At 63.4% G+C, this 21,005-nt stretch carries 18 protein-coding genes; 7 read left to right on the plus strand and 11 right to left on the minus strand.

Going from position 1 to position 21,005, the window contains the following annotated elements:
- Positions 1-15: 15 nt before the first annotated feature.
- Complete coding sequence (locus tag H6851_10060; protein ID MCB9943950.1) at positions 16-1,185, minus strand: hypothetical protein; 1,170 nt, start codon at positions 1,183-1,185, stop codon at positions 16-18.
- A 482-nt stretch (positions 1,186-1,667) separates the two neighbouring features.
- On the opposite strand from H6851_10060, the gene H6851_10065 reads away from it, so the two are divergent.
- Positions 1,668-2,456 carry a hypothetical protein gene (locus H6851_10065; protein MCB9943951.1) on the plus strand — a complete coding sequence of 263 codons (789 nt, stop codon included), beginning with the start codon at positions 1,668-1,670 and terminating at the stop codon, positions 2,454-2,456.
- Between the two features lie 76 nt (positions 2,457-2,532).
- Here H6851_10065 and H6851_10070 read toward each other — a convergent pair whose 3' ends face one another.
- The 10 genes from H6851_10070 to ettA form a co-directional block, all read right to left on the minus strand.
- Positions 2,533-3,369 (minus strand): 3-keto-5-aminohexanoate cleavage protein, encoded by an 837-nt coding sequence (locus H6851_10070; GenBank protein ID MCB9943952.1) that lies wholly within the window; start codon positions 3,367-3,369, stop codon positions 2,533-2,535.
- A 97-nt stretch (positions 3,370-3,466) separates the two neighbouring features.
- On the minus strand, positions 3,467-4,492 hold the full coding sequence (locus H6851_10075; protein MCB9943953.1) for an extracellular solute-binding protein: 1,026 nt from the start codon (positions 4,490-4,492) through the stop codon (positions 3,467-3,469).
- Between the two features lie 63 nt (positions 4,493-4,555).
- Positions 4,556-5,362, minus strand: a complete 807-nt coding sequence (locus H6851_10080; protein MCB9943954.1) for an ABC transporter permease — start codon at positions 5,360-5,362, stop codon at positions 4,556-4,558.
- The gene (locus H6851_10085; GenBank protein ID MCB9943955.1) at positions 5,355-6,251 is read right to left on the minus strand and encodes an ABC transporter permease; all 897 of its coding nucleotides are present in this window, start codon (positions 6,249-6,251) and stop codon (positions 5,355-5,357) included. Before H6851_10085 ends, H6851_10080 begins: the two co-directional genes overlap by 8 nt.
- 1 nt (position 6,252) lies before the next feature.
- Complete coding sequence (locus H6851_10090) at positions 6,253-7,395, minus strand: ABC transporter ATP-binding protein (GenBank protein MCB9943956.1); 1,143 nt, start codon at positions 7,393-7,395, stop codon at positions 6,253-6,255.
- Between the two features lie 51 nt (positions 7,396-7,446).
- Entirely contained in the window at positions 7,447-8,742 is a 1,296-nt protein-coding gene (locus tag H6851_10095; protein MCB9943957.1) for a serine hydroxymethyltransferase, read from the minus strand.
- 21 nt (positions 8,743-8,763) lie between these two features.
- The gene (locus H6851_10100) at positions 8,764-10,146 is read right to left on the minus strand and encodes an L-serine ammonia-lyase (GenBank protein MCB9943958.1); all 1,383 of its coding nucleotides are present in this window, start codon (positions 10,144-10,146) and stop codon (positions 8,764-8,766) included.
- Between the two features lie 122 nt (positions 10,147-10,268).
- Entirely contained in the window at positions 10,269-11,282 is a 1,014-nt protein-coding gene (locus tag H6851_10105) for a hypothetical protein (protein MCB9943959.1), read from the minus strand.
- Positions 11,283-11,545: 263 nt separating this feature from the next.
- Complete coding sequence (locus tag H6851_10110) at positions 11,546-13,222, minus strand: cation:proton antiporter (GenBank protein MCB9943960.1); 1,677 nt, start codon at positions 13,220-13,222, stop codon at positions 11,546-11,548.
- 44 nt (positions 13,223-13,266) lie between these two features.
- Positions 13,267-14,943 carry an energy-dependent translational throttle protein EttA gene (gene ettA, locus H6851_10115; protein MCB9943961.1) on the minus strand — a complete coding sequence of 559 codons (1,677 nt, stop codon included), beginning with the start codon at positions 14,941-14,943 and terminating at the stop codon, positions 13,267-13,269.
- 202 nt (positions 14,944-15,145) lie between these two features.
- Here ettA and H6851_10120 point away from each other — a divergent pair, with 202 nt between their 5' ends.
- The 6 genes from H6851_10120 to H6851_10145 all read left to right on the plus strand — a co-directional run bounded on the left by H6851_10120 (position 15,146) and on the right by H6851_10145 (position 20,990).
- On the plus strand, positions 15,146-17,458 hold the full coding sequence (locus H6851_10120) for a S8 family serine peptidase (protein ID MCB9943962.1): 2,313 nt from the start codon (positions 15,146-15,148) through the stop codon (positions 17,456-17,458).
- An 87-nt stretch (positions 17,459-17,545) separates the two neighbouring features.
- Positions 17,546-17,857, plus strand: a complete 312-nt coding sequence (locus H6851_10125) for a hypothetical protein (GenBank protein MCB9943963.1) — start codon at positions 17,546-17,548, stop codon at positions 17,855-17,857.
- 176 nt (positions 17,858-18,033) lie between these two features.
- Entirely contained in the window at positions 18,034-19,089 is a 1,056-nt protein-coding gene (locus H6851_10130; protein ID MCB9943964.1) for a sugar phosphate isomerase/epimerase, read from the plus strand.
- A gap of 36 nt (positions 19,090-19,125) precedes the next feature.
- Positions 19,126-20,247: a Gfo/Idh/MocA family oxidoreductase gene (locus tag H6851_10135; protein ID MCB9943965.1), complete on the plus strand. Its 1,122-nt coding sequence runs from the start codon at positions 19,126-19,128 to the stop codon at positions 20,245-20,247.
- Between the two features lie 156 nt (positions 20,248-20,403).
- Positions 20,404-20,775, plus strand: coding sequence for a response regulator (locus H6851_10140; protein MCB9943966.1), 372 nt, complete (start codon positions 20,404-20,406; stop codon positions 20,773-20,775).
- 65 nt (positions 20,776-20,840) lie between these two features.
- Positions 20,841-20,990, plus strand: a complete 150-nt coding sequence (locus H6851_10145; GenBank protein ID MCB9943967.1) for a hypothetical protein — start codon at positions 20,841-20,843, stop codon at positions 20,988-20,990.
- The last annotated feature ends 15 nt before the right edge of the window (positions 20,991-21,005 follow it).

Below are 21,005 nucleotides of genomic sequence, written 5' to 3' on the forward strand. Positions count from 1 at the left end.
GCATAAGCGCTTTGATCAGTACAGCGACTTGTACATCGCGCTCGATTTCGGATTGTAGTTTTCCGGAAGGATCAGGTAGACCGTCGGATCACCACTCGTGCAGTTGAAATAGGATTCGTAGGCCAGATTGGCCGAATTGCGCTTGAAGAACTCGAACATGTTCCTGACGAACAGATCGTTGTCACCGTTACCCTGGTAATAGGACGTATCGCCGCGATTGGTGATGCCCCACTCGCTGACGGCGAGTTTCTTGCCGCGGCTCTTGGCGAAATTCAGCCATGTCTCGATGCCCTCGGGGTTCTTTGCCGTTCCCTTCCGGGAGCTTTCGTCCCACTTCGCCTGGGTCCTGTTGTCCAGGTCCCGGTCGTAATAGCTGAGGCCGATATAGTCGACGAAGGCATTGCCGGGGTAGAGATCGGCCGCTGTCCTGTTGAAGCGGGTCCTCTTGCCGTTGTGCCAGTCGAACTTGAGCTGCGGGGACACCGCGCGCATCTTCCTCACGATCCGCCTGTAGCACTGCTTGTAGCTGTTCACGCCATAGTCGGCGATCCACGGATAGCTCTGGAGGTTGGCCTCCCAGCCAAGGCGCAGGACGATGTCGCCCAGTCCGCGACCTTTCAGCAGGCTGGCGATCTTCGTGAAATAGCTGTCGAACTGTCCCTTTGCGCAATTCCTGAGCTGTCCACGGTGCGACTCCGGCAACATCGGCAGGCCGATGGAAGGCAACGCACCGTTGTTCTTGGCGTTGATGAACTTGTTCATGTTCCCGCCGGAGAAATAGTTCATGATGTCGTTCCAGTCGCCGGTGTGCGGCGCCCAGCCGACGGATGCCGTGATCGGCGAGCCGCGCCACGATGCGGCCGTGGCCATGTCGGTGCAGGACATGCCGGAAAGCCAGCTCACTCCGCCGCCGCTCGATGATCCGCTGCCTCCGGACGACGTGCAGCCCGCGCGCTCCAGCTGTTCCTCATAGCGGGCCAGGCGATTGACGATCCATGTGGGCGGGGGAACCTTGCTGTACGCCTTGCGGCTTTTCAGGTCCTCGATCTGTGTGTTGATGAGGGCGCATATGGATGTGGCAACCTGGACAATATTGGTGTTGCCTGTCGCGAATGATGCACTTTTCGATATTGGAAGAGCATTGGCACTTCCACAGGAAAGGAAAAGCAATCCTGCAAAGAGCAAGGCAAATCCTTCATGAAAGGGTCTGCGGAGAATTGGTTTTTCACGGATCATGGAGAATTCCACCTGATATGGACGTGTTGCGAAGTCAAGTTTTCGAAAGTTGATTTTTCACGATCGGATAGTGCACCGACAGGCAATTCCAACGCTGTTGAATCTGCCTTGTTCAAGGACGTTATAACTCCGGTTTTATCCCTGTATAGTGATAAAATTTCCGCATTATTTTTCGCATGGTTGAAGATGAAACAAGTGATCCCGGAATTTTACCGGCATGTTGAAGGAATGCGGGATCATTCGTGTTGCAAGCGAGCGCGTGGCCGGCGGATCCGACAGGGTGCCTTCGGCGCGACTTGCCAAAAAAGGCGGTTCCAGCCAGCGCAACATGGTTCGAACGCGATGTTCCTTTCATGTCAGCGACTGTTTTCCGGATAAATAAGAAGATATTCCTTGACTCTCGTACTGCCCTTCCATCATAACCTCCCCCCATGTCTCACAACCCCGCCATGCCACCCCCCATATTGCCGCGCAAACTTGCCGGCCGGGTCTTTCGCTGGGGCGCACCTCGATTCCTGAAGGTGTGCTGGCTGGTGGCGACCGGGCGGCGGGGGGTGCTGGCGGGGCCGGCGGTCCGGCTTGATGTGGCGGAGGTCGACGGGTTGGAACATCTGCCGCATGTGGCAGGTGTCCTGTCGGCGATGCGGGCGGGACTATCCCCACATGGCGGTCATGGCCTCCGGGCGATCCTCCACCGCCTGCTGCTGTTCCACTCCCGCGACTGGTTCCGCCAGTTGCAGGACAACTCCCTGGCGCAATCCGTCGCTTCGGCGGATGGTGCCGAAAGGGCATGGCTGGATCGTGCCGGACGCAGGGGAATGGGGAATGTCATCACCTCGCTGCTGAAGTCGGTGGCCAGAGGGATCGACGTGCCGGATGTCTGCCCGGTGCCATGGTCGCTCACGAAGGACACTCCCGGGGCGGCGAAACCCGCAAGAACGAGGAAATCCCGCGGCGAGGAGGAAAGGCTCCGCGCAAGGGGACGGTCCCGCCTGCTCAAAAGTCTCCACGAGCATATCCTCGACGCGATGATGACGACCCCGCAGGCGGGTGCGTTCGCCATCTTTGCGCCGGACGAGTTGCGCCTGATCCGCGCGCTCCCGCCCGGCGATTTCCCCGACCTGCCGCCGCCGCCCGTGCGGCCGGTGTCGGCGAGGCGGCCGTTGCCGGTCTGCAAACCCCATCCGGTATTCGGAAAATCGCTCTCCGGCATCCCCTGACGCCTTCGCACGGGGTTATTCTACAGTGGAAATTGTGGAATTTTGGGTTGTTTCCTGCCTTTCAACGGACCGGGGATCAGGCCGCGACTCGACGAAGTTGGAGAATTTCCCGAGCCTGATTGAAGTTGGCCACCGGGCGTTCGTATTTCTCGCAGAGCTCGACGACCCGTTTCACGAGCGCCGCGTTGGAGGGGGCGAGGGTGTGGCGGTCGAGGCGGACATTGTCTTCGAGGCCGGTCCGGGTATGGCCGCCGGCGGCGATGGCCCATTCGTTGACGACGATCTGGTTGGCGCCGATGCCGGCTGCACACCATTGGGCGTCGGGTGCGCGGGTCGCCATGGTCTGGACGTAGAAGTCGAAGACGGCCTTGTCGGCGGGCATGGCATTCTTCACGCCCATGACGAATTGCACATAGAGCTTGCCGTGGAGGCCGCCGGCTTCGTGGCGGGCGATGGCCTGGAGAATGTGAGAGAGGTCGAAGGCCTCGATCTCGGGTGTGACCTCGTGGGCGATCATCTCGCTGGCGAGCCAGTCGACCAGGTCGGGCGGATTCTCGTAGACGCGGGTGGGAAAGTTGTTCGAGCCGACGGAAAGCGAGGCCATGTCGGGCCGCAGGGACAGCATGCCGCCGCGTGCCTTGCCGGCACCGGAACGGCCACCGGTGGAGAACTGGACGATCATGCCGGGACAGTGCCTTTCCAGTCCCTCCTTCAGCAGCGCGAAGCGTGCCGGATCGGATGTCGGGGTCTCGTCGTCATTGCGGACGTGGCAATGGGCGATCGTGGCTCCTGCCTCGAAGGCTTCGTGGGTGCTCTCGACCTGTTCGGCGATGGTGATCGGCACGGCGGGATTGGCGGCCTTGGTCGGAACCGAGCCGGTGATCGCCACGCAGATGATGCAGGGTCTGGTCATGGAACGGCCTTTCTCTGTCGTGTCGCGGTCCTGCCCGCATGCAGGTGGACGCGGCCTGCATACAGCGCGGCTGGTGCTGCATGCAGGCCGGCTGCGCCTATTTCTGCAGTTCGGTCCAGATGGCGGTATAGAATTGCTGGGCCTCGTCGCTGCAGGCGGGAGTGAACTTGCCGGCGGCCTTCAGATCGTCGGGGACGTTGATCTCGGGGGCGGTCTTCATGTCTTCGGGCATGAAGGCTTCCGAGCCGTCGATGCCGTTGGCATAGCGGGCGAAGGCCGAGATCATGGCCGCATTTTCGGGATCCATGATGAAGTTGAGGAAGAGCTTGGCGTTGTCGACATTCTTCGCATCGACAAGGATGGCGGCCGAATCCATCCAGACGACATAACCTTCCTTCGGATAGCCATATTCGACATCGGGATTGTTCAGCCGGGCGCGGAAGGTCGAGCCGTTCCAGTTGACCGAGGCCATGACGTCGCCGTTGGAGAGCTTTTCGGTCATGCCGTAATCCATGCTCATCCAGTGCGGCTTGGCGTTGACGAGCGCGTCGCGGGCCGCCTTCAGCTTGTCCTTGTCGGTGGTGCAGGGCTCGCCTCCGACATACATCAGTGCGAGCGCGACGACGTCCTGCATCTCCGGAACGACGTTGACCTTGCCGTCGAGTTCGGCCGGCGGGTCGAGCCAGATGGCCGAGGTGTTGATGTCGCCCTCGTAGGCCGAACGGTTGACGGCCACGCCGGTCGTACCCCACTGCCAGGGCACGGAGTAGCGGCGGCCGGGATCCCATTCGACGTCCTTCCACTGCTGCGACATGTTCTTGAAGTTTTCCATGTCCGGCACGCCGGCGTCGAGCAACAGGCCCTTTTCGATGTAAATGGGGATGTACTGGTGGGTGGGCACGACGATGTCGAACCCGTGCCCGCCCGCCTCGATCTTGGCGAGTGCCGTGGTGTTGCTGTCGTAGTCGGTGACCGTGACCTTGACGTCGTAGGCATCCTCGAACTTCTTGATAAGGTCAGGACTGGTATAGTTTCCCCAGTTGTAGATGTTGAGCTCGCCTTGCGCCCACGCATGACCTGCGAGTGCGATGCCGATGGCGCTGGCCAGAAGCGGTGTTCGCATGTTCAACTCCTCCCATGCCCGGCGACAGGGCCGGATCTGCCAATTCGATATGGGGATCTGCGGTCATCCGCGCTTGCGCGTCAACAGGAAGAACGCCGTGAGCAACATCACGGTGAGTGCCAGAAGGGCGGTGGAGATCGCGTTGACCTCGGGCGTGACGGCCCGTCGCAACTGGCCCAGCATGTAGGTGGGCAGTGTGTCCTGACCCGCGGACTTGACGAACTCCGTGATGATCACGTCGTCGAGCGAGATGACGAAGGCGAGCATCGCGCCGGCGATGATCCCTGGTGCGAGCAGGGGCAGTGTCACCCGGTAGAAGGCCCGCAAGGGCGTGGCGTAAAGGTCGGCCGCCGCCATTTCGAGCATGCGGTCCATGCCTTCCAGGCGGGCGCGGATGGGCAGGTAGGCAAATGGTATGCAAAAGGCGGAATGTGCCAAAATGAGATAGGCCAGTCCGGTGTAGCCGGTGACAACCTTGATCGACGCGAAGAAGATCAGCAGGGCGACGGCGGTGACGATCTCCGGCACCATCAGGGGTTGGTTGATCATCACGTAGATGAAGGTGCGGCCGGGGAAGGCGGCGGTACGGGTCGTTCCCAGGGCGGCCATGGTCGCGACCGACGTGGCGATCGCGGCGGCACTGACGGCGATGACAAGCGAACGCGCGGTGGCTTCCTGCACCTGCACGTTGGCCCAGGCGGCATCGTACCAGCGCCACGAGAATCCGCCCCATACGGCCACCGATTCCGAAGCATTGAAGGAATAGACGATGAGCGTGACGATGGGTGCATACAACATGACGAACGCCGCCATGGCGATTGTCGTGAAGCCGGGCAGCCCGGTGATGGAAAAGCGCCGGGGCTCAGCCATGACGTTCCTCTTTCGAGGATATTCTCACATAATAGACCAGTGCCACGCCGACGATAAGCAGCAGCAGCATGGACAGGGCCGAGCCCAACGGCCAGTTGCGGCCCTGGCCGAACTGGAGTTCGATGAAGTTGCCGATCATCATGTTCTTGCCGCCGCCGAGCACCCGTGGGGTGACGTAGGCACCGAGCGAAGGGACGAACACGAGAATGGATCCGGCGATGATGCCGGGCCGCACGATGGGCAGGATAACCCGGCGCAACACCCGCCAGCGCGAGGCATAGAGGTCGTACCCGGCTTCGACCAGGCGGAAGTCGAAGCGGTCGATGGCTGCATACAGCGGCAGCACCATCAACGGCAGGTAGACGTAGACCATGCCGATCAGCACCGCCGTATCCGTATACAGGATCTGCAGCGGCTGATCGATGAGCCCGGCCCCGATCAGGGCCGAGTTCAGCAGGCCCTGGTTGCGGATCACCTCCATGATCGCGAAGGTGCGGATCAGCAGGTTGGTCCAGAACGGGATGGTGATCAGGAAGAGCCAAAGGGGCCGCGCCCGCGGCGATCTCGTGGCGATGAACCAGGCCGTCGGGAAGCCGATGAGGAATGTCAACAATGTGGTAAGGAATGACAGCCGGGCCGAACGCCAGAAGATCGTCAGATGCGCGTCCGCAAGGGACACCGTGCCGTCGAAGATGTCGCGCTCGAAGAACACGCGGAACCACGCGTCGCCGGAGGGCTGCCAGACAACTCCGGAATATTCCCCAGGTGTCAAAAATGAATATACTGCGACTATCGTCAGGGGGCCAGCCGCCCCCACGAGGAGAATGACCAGTGCGGGCGCGCTGAGCAACCAGCCATCCTTGCCGCCGTTGCCCCGGGCGGTGCCCATGTCAGTCCTCCAGCACCCGGACGGCGCCGGGGGCGAAGGCTATGGCTACGGACGCACCGGGGGCGAGGCCGATGTCACCCGAGGGAGGGCTTGAGACGCGAGCCACCAATCCCGATCCGTCAGACAGCTTCAGATGGCAATGGGTTGCTGTTCCCGAATATATTGTTTCGCTGATTATCCCTCGAATACCTTCATTTGTTTCATCGGGAAGGATGACAATTTGTTCGGGGCGAATGGCGAGCGTGGAGCGACTGTTCTCCGCAGGTTGATTTTCCACATTCAGCGGCAATCTCTCCCCGTTGTTCAACAGGAAGGCGCCGCCGTTCACTGTCACTTCGAGGAAATTCGTCTCACCGATAAAGTCGGCGACAAAGCGATTGACCGGCTGGTTGTAGATCTCCCTCGGTCGACCAACCTGCAGCAGCCTGCCCTGACGCATCACGCCGATGCGATCAGACATCGTCAACGCCTCTTCCTGATCATGGGTGACGAAGATGAAGGTGATGCCGGTTTCGTGTTGCAACCTTTTGAGTTCGAGCTGCATTTCCTTGCGCAACTTGAGATCGAGCGCAGAGAGAGGTTCGTCCAGTAGCAGCACTTCGGGCGAGGGGGCCAGTGCTCGGGCCAGTGCCACCCGCTGCTGCTGCCCGCCGGAGAGCTGCTGCGGCCTGCGACCGGCCATGCTCTCCATCTGCACCAGTGCCAGCATGCGGTCGACCGTGCTGCGTATCTCGCCGCGCGGCCGGCCGAGCATCTCCAATCCGAAGGCGATATTCCCCGATACGGTCATATGCGGGAACAGCGCATAGCTCTGGAACACCGTGTTGACCCGACGACGGTTGGGCGGATCTCCGGTGATATCCTCGCCGTTCAGGCGGATACTGCCCGATGTCGGTTGTTCGAACCCGGCGATCAGCCTCAACAGGGTGGTCTTGCCGCATCCGCTCGGTCCCAGAAGGGTGAAAAACTCTCCCTTGGCAATGGTCACGTCGACATGGTCGAGTGCGCGGACGACATCGCCGGCCGACCCGTATTCCCTGCACGCCGCAAGCGCTTCCACCGCCGGCTTTTCCGCCACGACCCGTTGCCCCCGCCATGAACGACGCGTCGACTGCACCCGCTTTTTCCGCAAAAGGCAAGTCATTCGATCCGGAGAGACGGGCGCGGCCGCCGGCGCGGGGAAGCGTCGACCGGGTCAGTAGATCGGGAAGGCCCCGCAGAGATCCTCGACCCGTGCGAGGGTCTTCCGCTCGATCTCGCTGTTATGGTCGTGGCCATGCGTGGCGAGGCCGTCGAGGACGTCGGAGATCATGTGGCCGATGGCGCGGAACTCGTCGCTGCCGAAGCCGCGGGTGGTGCCGGCCGGAGTGCCGAGCCGGATACCGGAGGTCACGGTGGGTTTCTCCGGGTCGAAGGGCACGCCGTTCTTGTTGCAGGTGATGCCGGCGCGGCCCAGCGAGTCGGCCGCCTCGTTGCCCTTCACCCCCTTGGGACGGAGGTCGACGAGCATGAGGTGATTGTCGGTCCCGCCGGAAACGATGTCGCAGCCGCGTTCGAGCATGACCTCGGCCAGCACGTTCGCATTGGCGACCACCTGTCGGGCGTAGGCCTTGAACTCCGGGCGCAGCGCCTCGCCGAAGGCGACGGCCTTGGCGGCGATGACGTGCATGAGCGGGCCGCCCTGAAGGCCAGGGAAGACGGCGGAATTGATCTTCCTGGCGATGTCCTCGTGATCGGTGAGGATCATGCCGCCGCGGGGGCCGCGCAGGGTCTTGTGGGTGGTGGTGGTGACGACGTCGGCATAGGGCAGCGGCGAGGGGTGGACGCCAGCGGCGACGAGCCCGGCGATGTGCGCCATGTCGACCATGAGCAGGGCCTCGACCTCATCGGCGATGCTGCGGAAGGCTTCAAAATCGAAGATGCGGGAATAGGCGGAGGCGCCGGCAATGATGAGCTTCGGGCGGTGTTCCTTCGCCAACTCGCGGACATTGTCCATGTCGATCAGGCCGTCCTGCTGGCGCACGCCATATTGTACGGCGTTGAACCACTTGCCGGAGAGGGCCGGGCGCGCTCCATGGGTGAGGTGGCCGCCGGCGGCGAGGTCCATGCCGAGGATGGTGTCGTTCGGCCGGGTAAGGGCCAGCATGACGGCACCGTTGGCCTGTGCACCGGAGTGCGGCTGGACGTTGGCGAAGCCGCAGCCGAACAGCTTCCTGGCCCGGTCGATGGCGATGTCCTCGGCGACATCGACATGCTCGCAGCCACCATAGTAGCGACGCGACGGATAGCCCTCCGCGTACTTGTTGGTGAGCACGGAGCCCTGCGCTTCGAGGACCGCCTTGCTGACGATGTTTTCCGAGGCGATCAGCTCGATCTCGTTGCGCTGGCGGCCCAGTTCGTGCCGCACGGCGGCGGCTATCGCCGGATCGGCGGTACCGAGACCGGCCGAGAAAAATCCGGGTTCGACCGTCCCGGCAAGGGCACTGGACATGCGCGTCACTCCACTCTCATCTCAGCATTCGACAATGTTGACCGCAAGACCTCCAAGCGAGGTCTCCTTGTACTTGTCCGACATGTCCCGGCCGGTCTGACGCATGGTGTCGATGACCCGGTCGAGGCTGACGAAATGCGTACCGTCGCCGCGGAGCGCCAGACGCGCCGCATTGATGGCCTTGATGGCACCCATGGTGTTGCGTTCGATGCAGGGGATCTGCACCAGCCCGCCGATGGGATCGCAGGTGAGACCGAGATTGTGCTCCATGCCGATCTCCGCCGCGTTCTCCACCTGTTCGTTGGAGCCACCGAGAACAGCGCATAAAGCACCGGCTGCCATGGAGCAAGCCACGCCGACCTCTCCCTGGCAGCCCACCTCGGCCGCCGAGATCGACGCATTCTGCTTGTAGAGCATGCCGATCGCGGCGGCGGTCAGCAGGAACTGCTCCATGCCGGCCTCGGTGGAGCCGGGAACGAAACGCATGTAGTACGCCAGTACCGCTGGAATGACGCCTGCCGCGCCATTGGTGGGCGCGGTCACCACCCGTCCGCCGGCAGCATTCTCTTCATTGACAGCAAGTGCGTAGAGATTGACCCAATCGAGCAGCGTGAGACTGTCGCGCAGGGCCGCTTCCGGACGACCGCACAGCTCGTCATGCAGCTTCTTCGCCCGCCGCTTCACCTTGAGCGCGCCGGGCAGCAGGCCGGTCCCGCGGCACCCGCGCGCGATGCAGCCCTCCATGACCGTCCAGATCTGCCGCAATCCTTCGCGCAGTTCGTCATCGCTGCGAAAGGCATGCTCGTTGCGGCGGATGATGTCGGCGATGGAACTTCTCTCGCGGGCACAAATCTCCAGCAACTCGTTCGCGGAGGCGAACGGGTGCGGGATCTGGACATTGCTGTCGTCGGCCGCGTCGCCGGCGAGCGCTTCGGCCTCGGAAACGACAAACCCGCCACCAATTGAGAAATACACCTCTTCGAGAATTCGCTCGCGTTGGTCGTCATAGGCGATGAAGCGCATCCCGTTGGGATGCTGGGTCATCGTCTGGTTGGTACGGAACTGCAGGTCGTCGGGTTCGCTGAAGTCGATCTCGTGGCGTCCGAGCAGGGCGAGGCGGCCGCTCGCGCGTATCGCCCCGAACCGCGCATCCGCGCTGTCGGCGTCGATCCTGTCGGGAACCTCGCCGGCAAGTCCCAGGATGATCGCCTTGTCGGTGGCATGTCCCGGTCCGGTCAGGGCAAGCGATCCATAGAGGAGGGTCCGCACCCGCACGGTCCGTTCGACCAGACCGAGGCTGTCGAGCGAAAGGAGGAAACGGTTGGCCGCCCACATCGGCCCCACCGTATGCGAACTCGACGGGCCAATACCGATCTTGAAGAGGTCAAAGACGCTGAGCGGCATCGTGATCGCTCCCTGCAAGCGGTTTCCGGTATGCGGAATGCCGCTTGCTATCAGGAGCCGGGCAAGCGCGATAGCGCGGGAACGACAGAAATCTTGCCGATACGACCGTCGCGGGGCACCCGTCAGCCCAGCGACGCCAGCGCCTGATCCAGTTCCTGCGGGCTCATGGCTGCCCGAACCCGGTCGCGCATCGCCAGTGCCGGGCCGAAGCCGTTGTTCGCGGACAGCGTCAGCCAGCGGTAGGCGTCGATCAACTGGGGCGAACCGAGCCGCCCCTCGAACAGCAGGGAACCCAGGTGGAACTGGGCACGCGGGATGCCTTCCCTGGCCAGCGGCTCCCATATGGAGCGCGCCTTCGCGTAATCGCCGGCCTGATAGGCCGCGATGCCGTCCTGTACTGAACTGGCCGGCGGTGCCGGGGGCGTGATTTCCCGGATCTGTGCCGGCGGAGAACCGGCGTCGGACCTGAGGTCCGTGAGCCTCGCAGGTCCCCCTTGTGACGGCGGAACGGGTGAAGGTGAAGACGCCGCGGGCCGTTCCACGGTCGGCTGACGGACGGGTGCCGGCGCCGCCGCGATCGATGACGGAGGCTGCGCGTCATTGGACGCAAGCTGCTGGCGGGCGGCGGCGAGTTCGTCGCGCAGCCGGTCCCGTTCGGCGGTGACGGTCTTGAGCCGCTCCTCAAGCTCCCGGAGCGACTGGTTCATCCTGGCGCTCTCGCCACTGCCGTCGTCGACCCTCGAATTCAGCTCCCCGACCCGCGCCTGGAGTGCCGCGACCTCGTCCTCCGCCCTGGCCAGCCGGCCCGTGAGATCGTTGCGCAGCTGATTGAGCTGGTCGCGCTCCTGCAACAGTTGGTTGCGTTCCTCACCCAGCGCCCGCACGCGCTCGTTGGCCTGGTCGAGGGCCCCGACGGTCGCGGCGAAATCGGCGGCGCGCGTGGCCGGCATGTCGTCGCCACCGGCCATCGTGTTGCCGCCGATGAAGCCCCGAACATCCTGGTTCAGCGCCCGGGAATATTGTGCGCCGGCCTTCGTGGCCCGCCAGTACTCTGTGCCGATCAGCATCAGCACCGCAACAGCGATGACGGATACCACGAACCCGAGAACGCGTCGAAAGCGTGAACGACCTGCCATGCCAGTTCCATCCCTCTACTCATGCCCCGGGGCCCGTGGCCACCATCGCTGTCGTCATGAGTCCTGTTTATCCCAAATCTGCTGTAAACTATCCCGATACCCAAACGCGGCTCAATCAAACGCTCGTTCGACTTGCACAGATTGATACGGGAATATGTTGCCTGTTAAGGTTCATGGCACCGGCAGGTGATCTTTACATGGGCTGTTCGCCCTCATCGTGGATTATTGATCCGGGTTATTATAATCGACAGTTGGCATCAATATCATGACGTACGCTGTTCGGAGTGACGCAGGTCGGCATAGTCATCGGCGCGCAGCAGGCCGGCGATATTGCCGACCCGGTCGTCCTCGATGCCGATATTGCGCAGGGTGGCTTCGCCCAGGGCGAGGCTCATCTCGACGGCTTCCGGCACGACATGGCTGACGCCGGCAACCAGCATCGCCTCCCGTGTGCGCAGGTCGGGCGCGCGGGCGATCAGGGGTACTTCGGGATGAAAGTTGCGGATCGCCGAGATGACCCTGCCTGCCGCCTCGGGACGGTCCAGCGTGACCACCACGGCAGCCGCCCGGCCGATGCCGGCCATATCCAGAAGCTTGCGGTCCGTGGCATTGCCGTAGATGACGGCGGCACCCGAGGCCTGGCCGCGCTCGACCCGCAGGGGATCGTAGTCGATTGCAACAAAGGAGTGGCCAGCGGTTTCCAGCATCGCGCCGACGGTCCGTCCGGCGCGGCCATAGCCGCACAGGATGACGTGGCGATCCATCCGTGGCAGGGAGTCGGGGATGGCCGGCCCGGTCGGTCCCGCACGGCGCAGGCGTGCGTCGATGAGCCCGGTGATCAATGGCGTCATCGCCATGCTCGTGGAAATCACGAGGATGACCTCGACGAACCCGCCGGAGTCCAGCAGACCCGCGGCACGGGCCGCTCCGAACAGCACGAAGCCGAATTCCCCGCCTTGCGGGAGCAGGCCGGCGATGCGCATCGAATCGGCGCGGTCGAAACCGAACATCCGGGCGACCGCCAGAATGCACGCGAATTTCACCGTAATGACGGTGAGGACACCGAGTGCGATGGCCACGAGATTGTCGCTGAGACTTGCAAGATCGACCGACATGCCGACGGAGATGAAGAACAGGGACAGCAGAATGCCCTTGAACGGCGCAACATCGGCTTCGAGCTGGTGGTGGAAGCGGGAACGCGACAAAAGCATGCCCATCAGGAAGGCCCCGAGCGGCATGGACAACCCCGCATGGTCCATCAGCAGCGCTGCAAGCGCCACCGACAGGAGGGCGAGCCCGGTAAAGGCTTCGCTGTGGCGGTGGTGCGCGACATAAGCCAGTGCAGCGGGCATCACGAAGCGGCCGGCCACGATGACGGCGGCAAGCATCGCGAGGGCGGTCAGTGTGTGGGCGGACATGCTGGTTTCGCCGGTCGACGGGGCATTGCCGAGCAGGCTCACGAGCATCAGGAGCGGGACGACCATCAGATCCTGGAACAGGAGAATGCCGAACGAGGCCTCGCCGTGACGGCTGGCCCGCTCGCCGCGTTCGTCGAGGATCTGGATGACGAAGGCGGTGGAGGACAGCGCGAGGCCGGTGCTGACGACGATGGCGGTTCGGCCATCCTGGCCGAAGGCGATGGCCGAGAGCCAGAGCACGCCGGCCGTCAGCGCGACCTGCGCCATACCCATGCCGAACACGAGGCGGCGCATGGCCCAGAGCCGTTTCGGCTCCATTTCGAGGCCGATGATGAACAGCAGGAGAACGACGCCCAGTTCGGTGACCGAACGGAACGTCTCGACATCGGCGGTGATGGCGAGGCCCGATGGACCGACGACGATGCCGGTGGCCAGCAGCCCCAGCACGGAACCGAAACCGGCCCGCTGAAACGCCACGATACTGACGATACTTGCCGCCAGGAGAATGGTGGCGGCAAGCAACAGGTCGAAATGGTGGACTACCGGCTGAATGATCGTGTCCGCGATCAGGCGACCTTGAGGGGCTTGTACCTGATCCGGTGGGGCTGCGTCGCCTGGGCGCCGAGGCGGCGCTTCTTGTCCTCCTCGTAGTCCTGGAAGTTCCCCTCGAACCACTCGATGTGGCTGTCGCCCTCGAAGGCGAGGATGTGGGTGGCGATGCGGTCGAGGAACCATCGATCATGGCTGATGACGATGGCGCAGCCGGCAAAGTCCAGCAGGGCGTCTTCGAGGGCGCGCAGCGTGTCGACATCGAGATCGTTGGTCGGCTCGTCGAGCAGCAGCAGATTGGCGCCGGAGCGCAGCAGCTTGGCCAGGTGGACGCGGTTGCGTTCGCCGCCGGACAGCACGCCGACCTTCTTCTGCTGGTCGGAGCCCTTGAAGTTGAAGGCGGCGACATAGGCCCGCGAGTTCATCACGTGCTTGCCGAACTCGAGATGATCGGTACCACCGGAGATTTCCTCGAAGACGCTCTTGCCGGCATCGAGGGAGTCCCGACTTTGGTCGACATAACCCAGTTCAACCGTTTCACCCAACGCCACCGTTCCCCTGTCGGGTTTTTCCTCGCCGGTGATCATGCGAAACAGGGTGGTCTTGCCGGCGCCGTTCGCTCCGATGACGCCGACGATGCCGCCGGGGGGCAGGCGGAAGGAGAGGTCCTCGATCAGCAGCCTGTCGCCGAAGCCCTTGCTCACCCCGTCGAACTCCACGACGTTGCCGCCCAGCCGCGGACCAGCGGGGATCATGATCTGGGTGGTGCCCGGCGCGCGGTCCGTGGCGGTGCGCAGCAGCTCCTCATAGGCGGTGACGCGAGCCTTCTGCTTGGACTGGCGTGCGCGGGGGCTCTGGGCGATCCACTCGGCCTCGCGGGCGAGCGTACGCTGGCGCGCCTGTTCCTCCCGCTCCTCCTGCTCCATGCGCTTGCGCTTCTGTTCCAGCCAGCCGGAGTAATTCCCCTCGTAGGGAATGCCCCTTCCGCGGTCGATTTCCAGGATCCACCCGGCGACATTGTCGAGGAAATAGCGGTCGTGGGTGACGGCCACCACCGTGCCCTTGTAGTCGTGCAGGAAGCGTTCCAGCCAGGCGACGCTCTCGGCATCGAGATGATTGGTCGGTTCGTCGAGCAGCAGCATGTCGGGCTGGGAAAGAAGCAGCCGGCACAGGGCCACTCGCCGCCGCTCGCCGCCGGAAAGCTTGCCGACATCGGCATCGCCGGGCGGACAGCGCAGGGCATCCATGGCGATCTCCAGCGTACGCTCGATCTCCCAGCCGTTGCAGGCGTCGATTTTTTCCTGCAATTCGGCCTGTTCGGCCATCAGGGCATCGAAATCGGCATCCGGTTCGGCGAACCTGTTGCTGACCTCATTGAAGCGATCGAGCAGGTTCTTTGTCTCCGCGACGCCATCCATGACGTTCCCGAGTACGTCTTTGGTCGGATCGAGGTGAGGCTCCTGTTCGAGATAGCCGACCTTGACCCCATCGGCCGCCCAGGCCTCGCCACTGAAGTCCTGGTCCTGTCCGGCCATGATCCGCAGTACGGTGGATTTACCCGCGCCATTGACGCCGAGCACGCCGATCTTTGCGCCGGGCAGGAATGCAAGCGTAACATTTTCCAGAATTTTCCTTCCGCCCGGAAAGATCTTGGACAGTCGCTTCATCACGTAAATATACTGGTAGGCGGCCATGCAGCACCCCGGCTGAATTCGATTGTCAGTGGAAGACGTGGCGGGCTTCTAACAGGGTTTACCTCAGACGGGAAGCGAGGCCTTCCAGTACGCGTTCTTGCAGCTTGCCAGCCCGATCCAATCGACTAGCTTCACGGTCACACCCTATATCTTCATATCAGCGACGGACCTTTTTACACCTCGCCGTAGTTCGGAGACAAGTATGACGTCGGCTCGCATTTACTGGGGCCTGCTATCGTGTTCCATCGTGATTTCGGGATGCGGGGGAGGAGGAGGCAACGGCGGTGGGAATGGAGGCGGATCGACCCGCCCGACCACACCCCAGGCGACAGCCAGCGACTACCGGACGGAAGAATATCTCCGCATGGGCGGCCATGACATCATCTCGCTCGCCGACGGCTATGCCATCCAGACCACCGGCAGGCCCGGCGGTGCCGGCACGAAGATCGGCATCGTCGACATCGGCATTTCCCCGCACCCCGATCTCGACGTCGTCGGGAACTACACGTGGGGAGGGCTCCCGCCCGGGGATCCGGGAAACCATGGCACGCTCGTCGCAGGCGTTGCCGCGGCCCGCAAGAACGACGAGGGTGTCCACGGCGTCGCCTACAATGCGGGCCTCGTCAATTTCCGGATATCGCCATCGAACTACAGCGCATCCAATGAACTCGACGACGATGCCGTCATCGCCGCGGCAATCGCTTCGGGCGCCGGTGTCGATGCCACGTATTCCTACAGGTACGTTGCGGGGAAAAGCGCGAGCTCGAATCCGGCCGGCGAGGTCGATGTCATCAACATGAGCTTCACGACCGCGGATTTCGAAGGCAACATCCGGGACGCGATGAGGAAGGCGGCCGCGGCTGGCAAGATCATGACCGTGGCGCTGGGCAACGAGGGGCATGCCACGCCCCTGTGGGCGCCGGCCGTCTATGTCGGCGAACAGGGGATCGCCGGGGCGGCCGTCGCCGTCGGCGCGCTCGATTCCGCCGGCAACGAGAGGGCCAGATTCAGCAACATGTGCGGCGACGTCCGCAAGTACTGCCTGTTCGCGCCCGGCTCCAACCTGGTCAGCACCAGCAGCTCCGGGAGATACACCCACAGCAATTCCGGCACGTCGTTTGCAGCACCCTATGTCGCCGGGGCGGCTGCCGTGCTGCTGGCTGCCTTTCCGGGGCGCAGCGGCAAGCAGGTCGTCGAAAGGATGCTGTCGACGGCCGACGATCTCGGCACGCCCGGGGTCGACGGGATTTATGGTCATGGCCGTTTGAACATGGAAAAGGCGTTGAATCCGGTCGGTTCCACATCTGTCGCTCTGGATAATTCGACGGCCGGAAGGGCGACGAGCCTTGCCGGCATGGCCGTCGATCTGCCGGCGTGGGCCGATGCATCCGGTCTCGCCGCTTCACTGAACGACGTGCTGATCCATGACAGCCAGCTGTTTCCCTTCAGGGGCGACCTGAGCCATTCGGTTCGCACTGCCGACAATCCCGCCCGGATCGACTCGTTCCTGCTTTCGTCCGATGTCCGGACCGTGCAGGTCGAGGCCGGCGACATGCTGTCGCTTGCCTTCGCGCATGAGCCGGCGGCGGGTCCGGAAGGGCTGACCCGCCGGTTCGACGAACTCGACGATGGTGGCAGGGTCGAGAGCTACGAGGTCGCGCTGGCGCTGGGCGAAGGCTCGAAGGTGACGTTTGCCCGTGGTTACGGGGTAATGTCGGATGCCCCGGAACATGCCGTCCGGCAACTCGCCGGTGGCGATATGGGGCCGTTCGGTGAAGCGCTGTCGCCGTTCTCCAGTCTTGCATCGGCCCAAGAGGGGCTGCGTTTCGACACGGAGCTGGATGATTCGACACGCATCGGGATGGCCTTCGCCCGGGGAGGAATGCGCGGCAGCGATGGCGACAGCCGGATCGGCAGCCTGACACTCAGCCGTGACCTCGGCGACGGCGTCCAGATCAGCTCGACGGTCGGCGTCATGGACGAGAGCGAAACGGCTCTCGGCGGCAGTCTCGGCGGCGCTGCCGGTGGTGTCGATGGCCGCACATCGTTCGTCAATCTGGTGGCCATGGCCGCCGTCAGCGACACGTTTTCGATGTTCGGCAGCCTGACTTCGGGCTGGACGGACAGCGGCATCAGCCAGCCGGGCCTCGTGCGCGGCCTCGACATGGGGCGAAGCGACGCCTACGCCGTAGGCTTCTCCTGGCGTGAACTCGCGGGGGCCGACCAGCTTGCTGTCAGCCTGTCGCAGCCGCTGCGACCTGACGAGGTGACGATGAATCTCGACCTGCCGGGACATGAGGCGGGGAGTGGCGGCCCGATTTCCCGCGAGCGCAGCAGGGTCGATATCTCTCCGGATGGCCGCGAACGGAACCTGCAGATGATCTACCGCAAGGCGTTTGATGAAGAACAGCGCGTGACCATGGCGGTAGGCGCGTTCGCCCGTTTCCAGCCCAACCACGATGCCGATGCCGCGACCGAACTCGGCGGCGGGGTACGGGTCGGTTATGGTTTCTAGAGCTGTCTTCCCGATCAGGTGAAATCGGGAAGACAGCTCTGTCTGCTCGTGGTGGATAAACGCGCGGACGTCGCGGGGATGTGGGTGATGACAAAAGGTATGATGGCAAGTGCGGTGTTGCTGGTGGCGCTTCAGGGGTGTGGCCCGATGACAACGGACAACGGGGGAGGCACTCCGACGGAGGCGGGCGCCATGAGGCGGGACGCCGCTGCAATCCCGCCCGACGGGGCCATTCGGATCAGCGAGAGCGTCTACATGGTCCCCGTCTCGACCACCGCCGATGGCTGCACGCAGTACACACCATGGTCGGCCACGGCCGCAGTGGTCGCCGCCATCTACTATCGCCGGGCCGACGGGTCCTTCACGTTGGATCGCAGTCAGTCGGAATGTGCCCGATAGCGAATTTCTCCCACCGTTGATGAACTTCGACACGGGTCTTCCGCCTCGAATGTACAATCAACCGGTAACGATGAGCCGGCATGTGCGGCACCTGCAGCCTGCATCTTTTACTGGCACCTGCCTTGAGCTAGGCTATCTTCAGCTGCAAGATAACCAATCGGGGGGAGGTTCCATCCATGAAGACCATGCTCGGTCCAGGTCTGTTTCTCGCTCAGTTCGCGTCGGACGAAGCGCCGTTCAATTCTCTTGACACTATCTGCAAATGGGCTGCCGGCCTCGGCTACAAGGGTGTGCAGTTGCCGAGCTGGGACGGACGGTTGTTCGATCTCGCAAGGGCCGCGCAGTCGAGGGACTATTGCGACGAGGTGAAGGGCATCGCCGCCAGCCATGGCCTGACCATCACCGAACTGTCGACGCACCTGCAGGGCCAGCTGGTGGCCGTGCATCCGGCCTATGACGAGATGTTCAACGGTTTTGCCGCACCCGAGGTGCGCGGGAAACCGAAGGCGAGGCAGGAATGGGCGGTCGAGCAGGTCAAGATGGCGGCCACGGCCTCGCAACATATGGGTCTTTCCCGGCATGTCGGCTTTTCCGGGGCGCTGGCATTCCCCTATCTGTATCCTTGGCCCCAGCGGCCGGGAGGACTGATCGAGGAAGCCTTCGGCGAACTGGCCCGGCGCTGGAAGCCCATTCTCGATCACTACGACTCCTGCGGTGTGAATTACGGTTACGAGATCCATCCGGGCGAAGACCTGTTCGATGGCGCCACTTTCGAGATGTTCCTCGAACGGCTGGACAATCACCCCCGCTGCACGATCAACTACGACCCGTCCCACTTCCTGCTGCAGCAACTCGACTATCTGCAGTTCATCGACATCTACCACGAGCGTATCACCAGCTTTCACGTCAAGGATGCGGAGTTCAATCCGGACGGCCGCCAGGGTGTCTATTCGGGCTACCAGCGCTGGGTGGACCGTGCGGGACGGTTCCGTTCGCTGGGTGACGGACAGGTGGATTTCGCCGGCATCTTTTCGAGACTGGCCGCCCATGACTACGATTACTGGGCCGTGCTCGAATGGGAGTGCTGTCTGAAGGATGCCGAGGAAGGTGCACGCGAGGGCGCACCCTTCATCGCCAGCCACATCATCAAGGTCACCGAACGCGCATTCGACGATTTCGCCGCGGGCGGAACGGACCGCGAAGCCAATCGCCGCATTCTCGGCCTGTCCTGAGGGAGGATCTCCAGCATGAAGCGTCTCAAGCTCGGCATGGTCGGTGGTGGTCGCGATGCTTTCATCGGCGGTGTCCATCGCATCGCATCGCGCATCGACGACCACTACGAACTGGTCGCAGGCTGCTTCTCGTCGACCGCGCAGAAGTCGAGGGACTCGGCGGCCGATCTGGGCATTGCCGCCGACCGGGCCTATGGGGCATTCGACGAGATGGCCCGGGCGGAGGCCGGCCGCGACGACGGCATCGATGTCGTGGCCATCGTCACGCCCAACCATGTCCACTATCCGGCGGCCAAGGCATTCCTCGAAGCCGGCATCCATGTCATCTGCGACAAGCCGATGACGACGACGGTCGAAGACGCCGAGGCCCTTGCCCGACTGGCGAGGAAGAGTGGCAAGGTGTTTGTCTTGACCCACAATTATACCGGTTACCCGATGGTTAGGCAGGCTCGCGAGATGATCCGCAACGGAGAACTCGGCAGGATTCGCGTGGTCCAGGCCGAATATGCGCAGGACTGGCTGTCCACGGCGCTGGAGGAGACCGGCCAGAAGCAGGCGGGCTGGCGCACCGATCCGGCACGTTCCGGCCCGGCGGGCTGCACGGGCGACATCGCGACCCATGCCTACAATCTCGCAGGCTACATGACCGGCCTCGAACTCGACCAGCTTTGCGCCGATCTCGACACGTTCGTCGAGGGGCGGGCGCTGGACGACAACAGCCAGATGCTGTTGCGCTTCAAGGGAGGCGCGCGCGGCATGCTGTGGGCCAGCCAGGTCGCTCCCGGCAACGAGAACGCCCTGCGGATCCGCATCTATGGTGAAAAGGGGGGATTGTCCTGGGAACAGGAACAACCCAATCAGTTGCATTTCACGCCGCTTGGAGAGCCGCCGCGGCTGATTACCCGCGGCGGCAGCGGCGCCGGGCCGTTCGCCGGCAGGGTGACGCGTATCCCCGCCGGCCATCCGGAAGGCTATCTAGAGGGTTTCGCGACGATATATGGCGATGCCGCCGAACTGATCCGGGCGGCTGACGAGGGGCGTGAACCGGATCCGGCCGCGACCACGGTGCCTGGCGTTGACGATGGCGTTGATGGTGTCCGCTTCATCGCGGCGGCCGTCGCCTCCAGCCTCGAAGGGGGGTCCTGGGTGCGGCCCTGACGGCCGGTGACGGTGACTGGCGGGCGATGACGTGGACAGCATCCGCCCGTCGATGGCGGGAAGGGCGCTCCGGCGGCTTTGACCGGAGTGCCCGCGGTGCTATGAGCGGGCAGAGAGTCACCGCTGGATGCATGGCGGGGAGGAGCGTCGGGAAGCATGAACAAGCGCGTTTTGGTCGTTGACGATGAGCCCAATATCGCCACCTCGCTCGAATTCCTCATGAAGAAGGCCGGTTTCGATGTCGAGGTCGCCCGCGATGGTGCGGAGGCCCTGCTCGCCCTGCAACGCCCGCCGCCCGACCTGATGTTGCTGGATGTGATGATGCCTGAATTCGATGGCTACGAGGTCTGTGCACGTATCCGCAAGGACGGCGCGTGGGACGGAACACGGATCGTCATGCTGTCCGCGCGGGGACGGGAAAACGAAAGGGAGCGCGGGCTCAGCCTCGGTGCCGATGCCTACATCACCAAGCCCTTTTCCACGCGGGAACTGGTGCAGCAGGTCAAAGAGATGCTGGAGGTCGCCTGAAGAGGTTAGCGCATTCCGGGACGGATGGCCGCTCACGTCGGGTCATCCTTCTGGTCGTTGTCATCGTGGCACTGTTCAACTATCCGGTTCTGGCGGTCGTCGATGCCCTGTCGGCCGCCTATGGCCCGATCCTGTTGCCGGCCTACCTGTTCGCGGTGTGGGTCTTCGCCATCGTCGGCATGGCGCTGCTGATGCACCGGCGTGTGGATCGCTAGCGGGATGCCGGGGGA

This window comes from Geminicoccaceae bacterium (genome assembly GCA_020638465.1).
Lineage (GTDB): Bacteria > Pseudomonadota > Alphaproteobacteria > Geminicoccales > Geminicoccaceae > JAGREO01.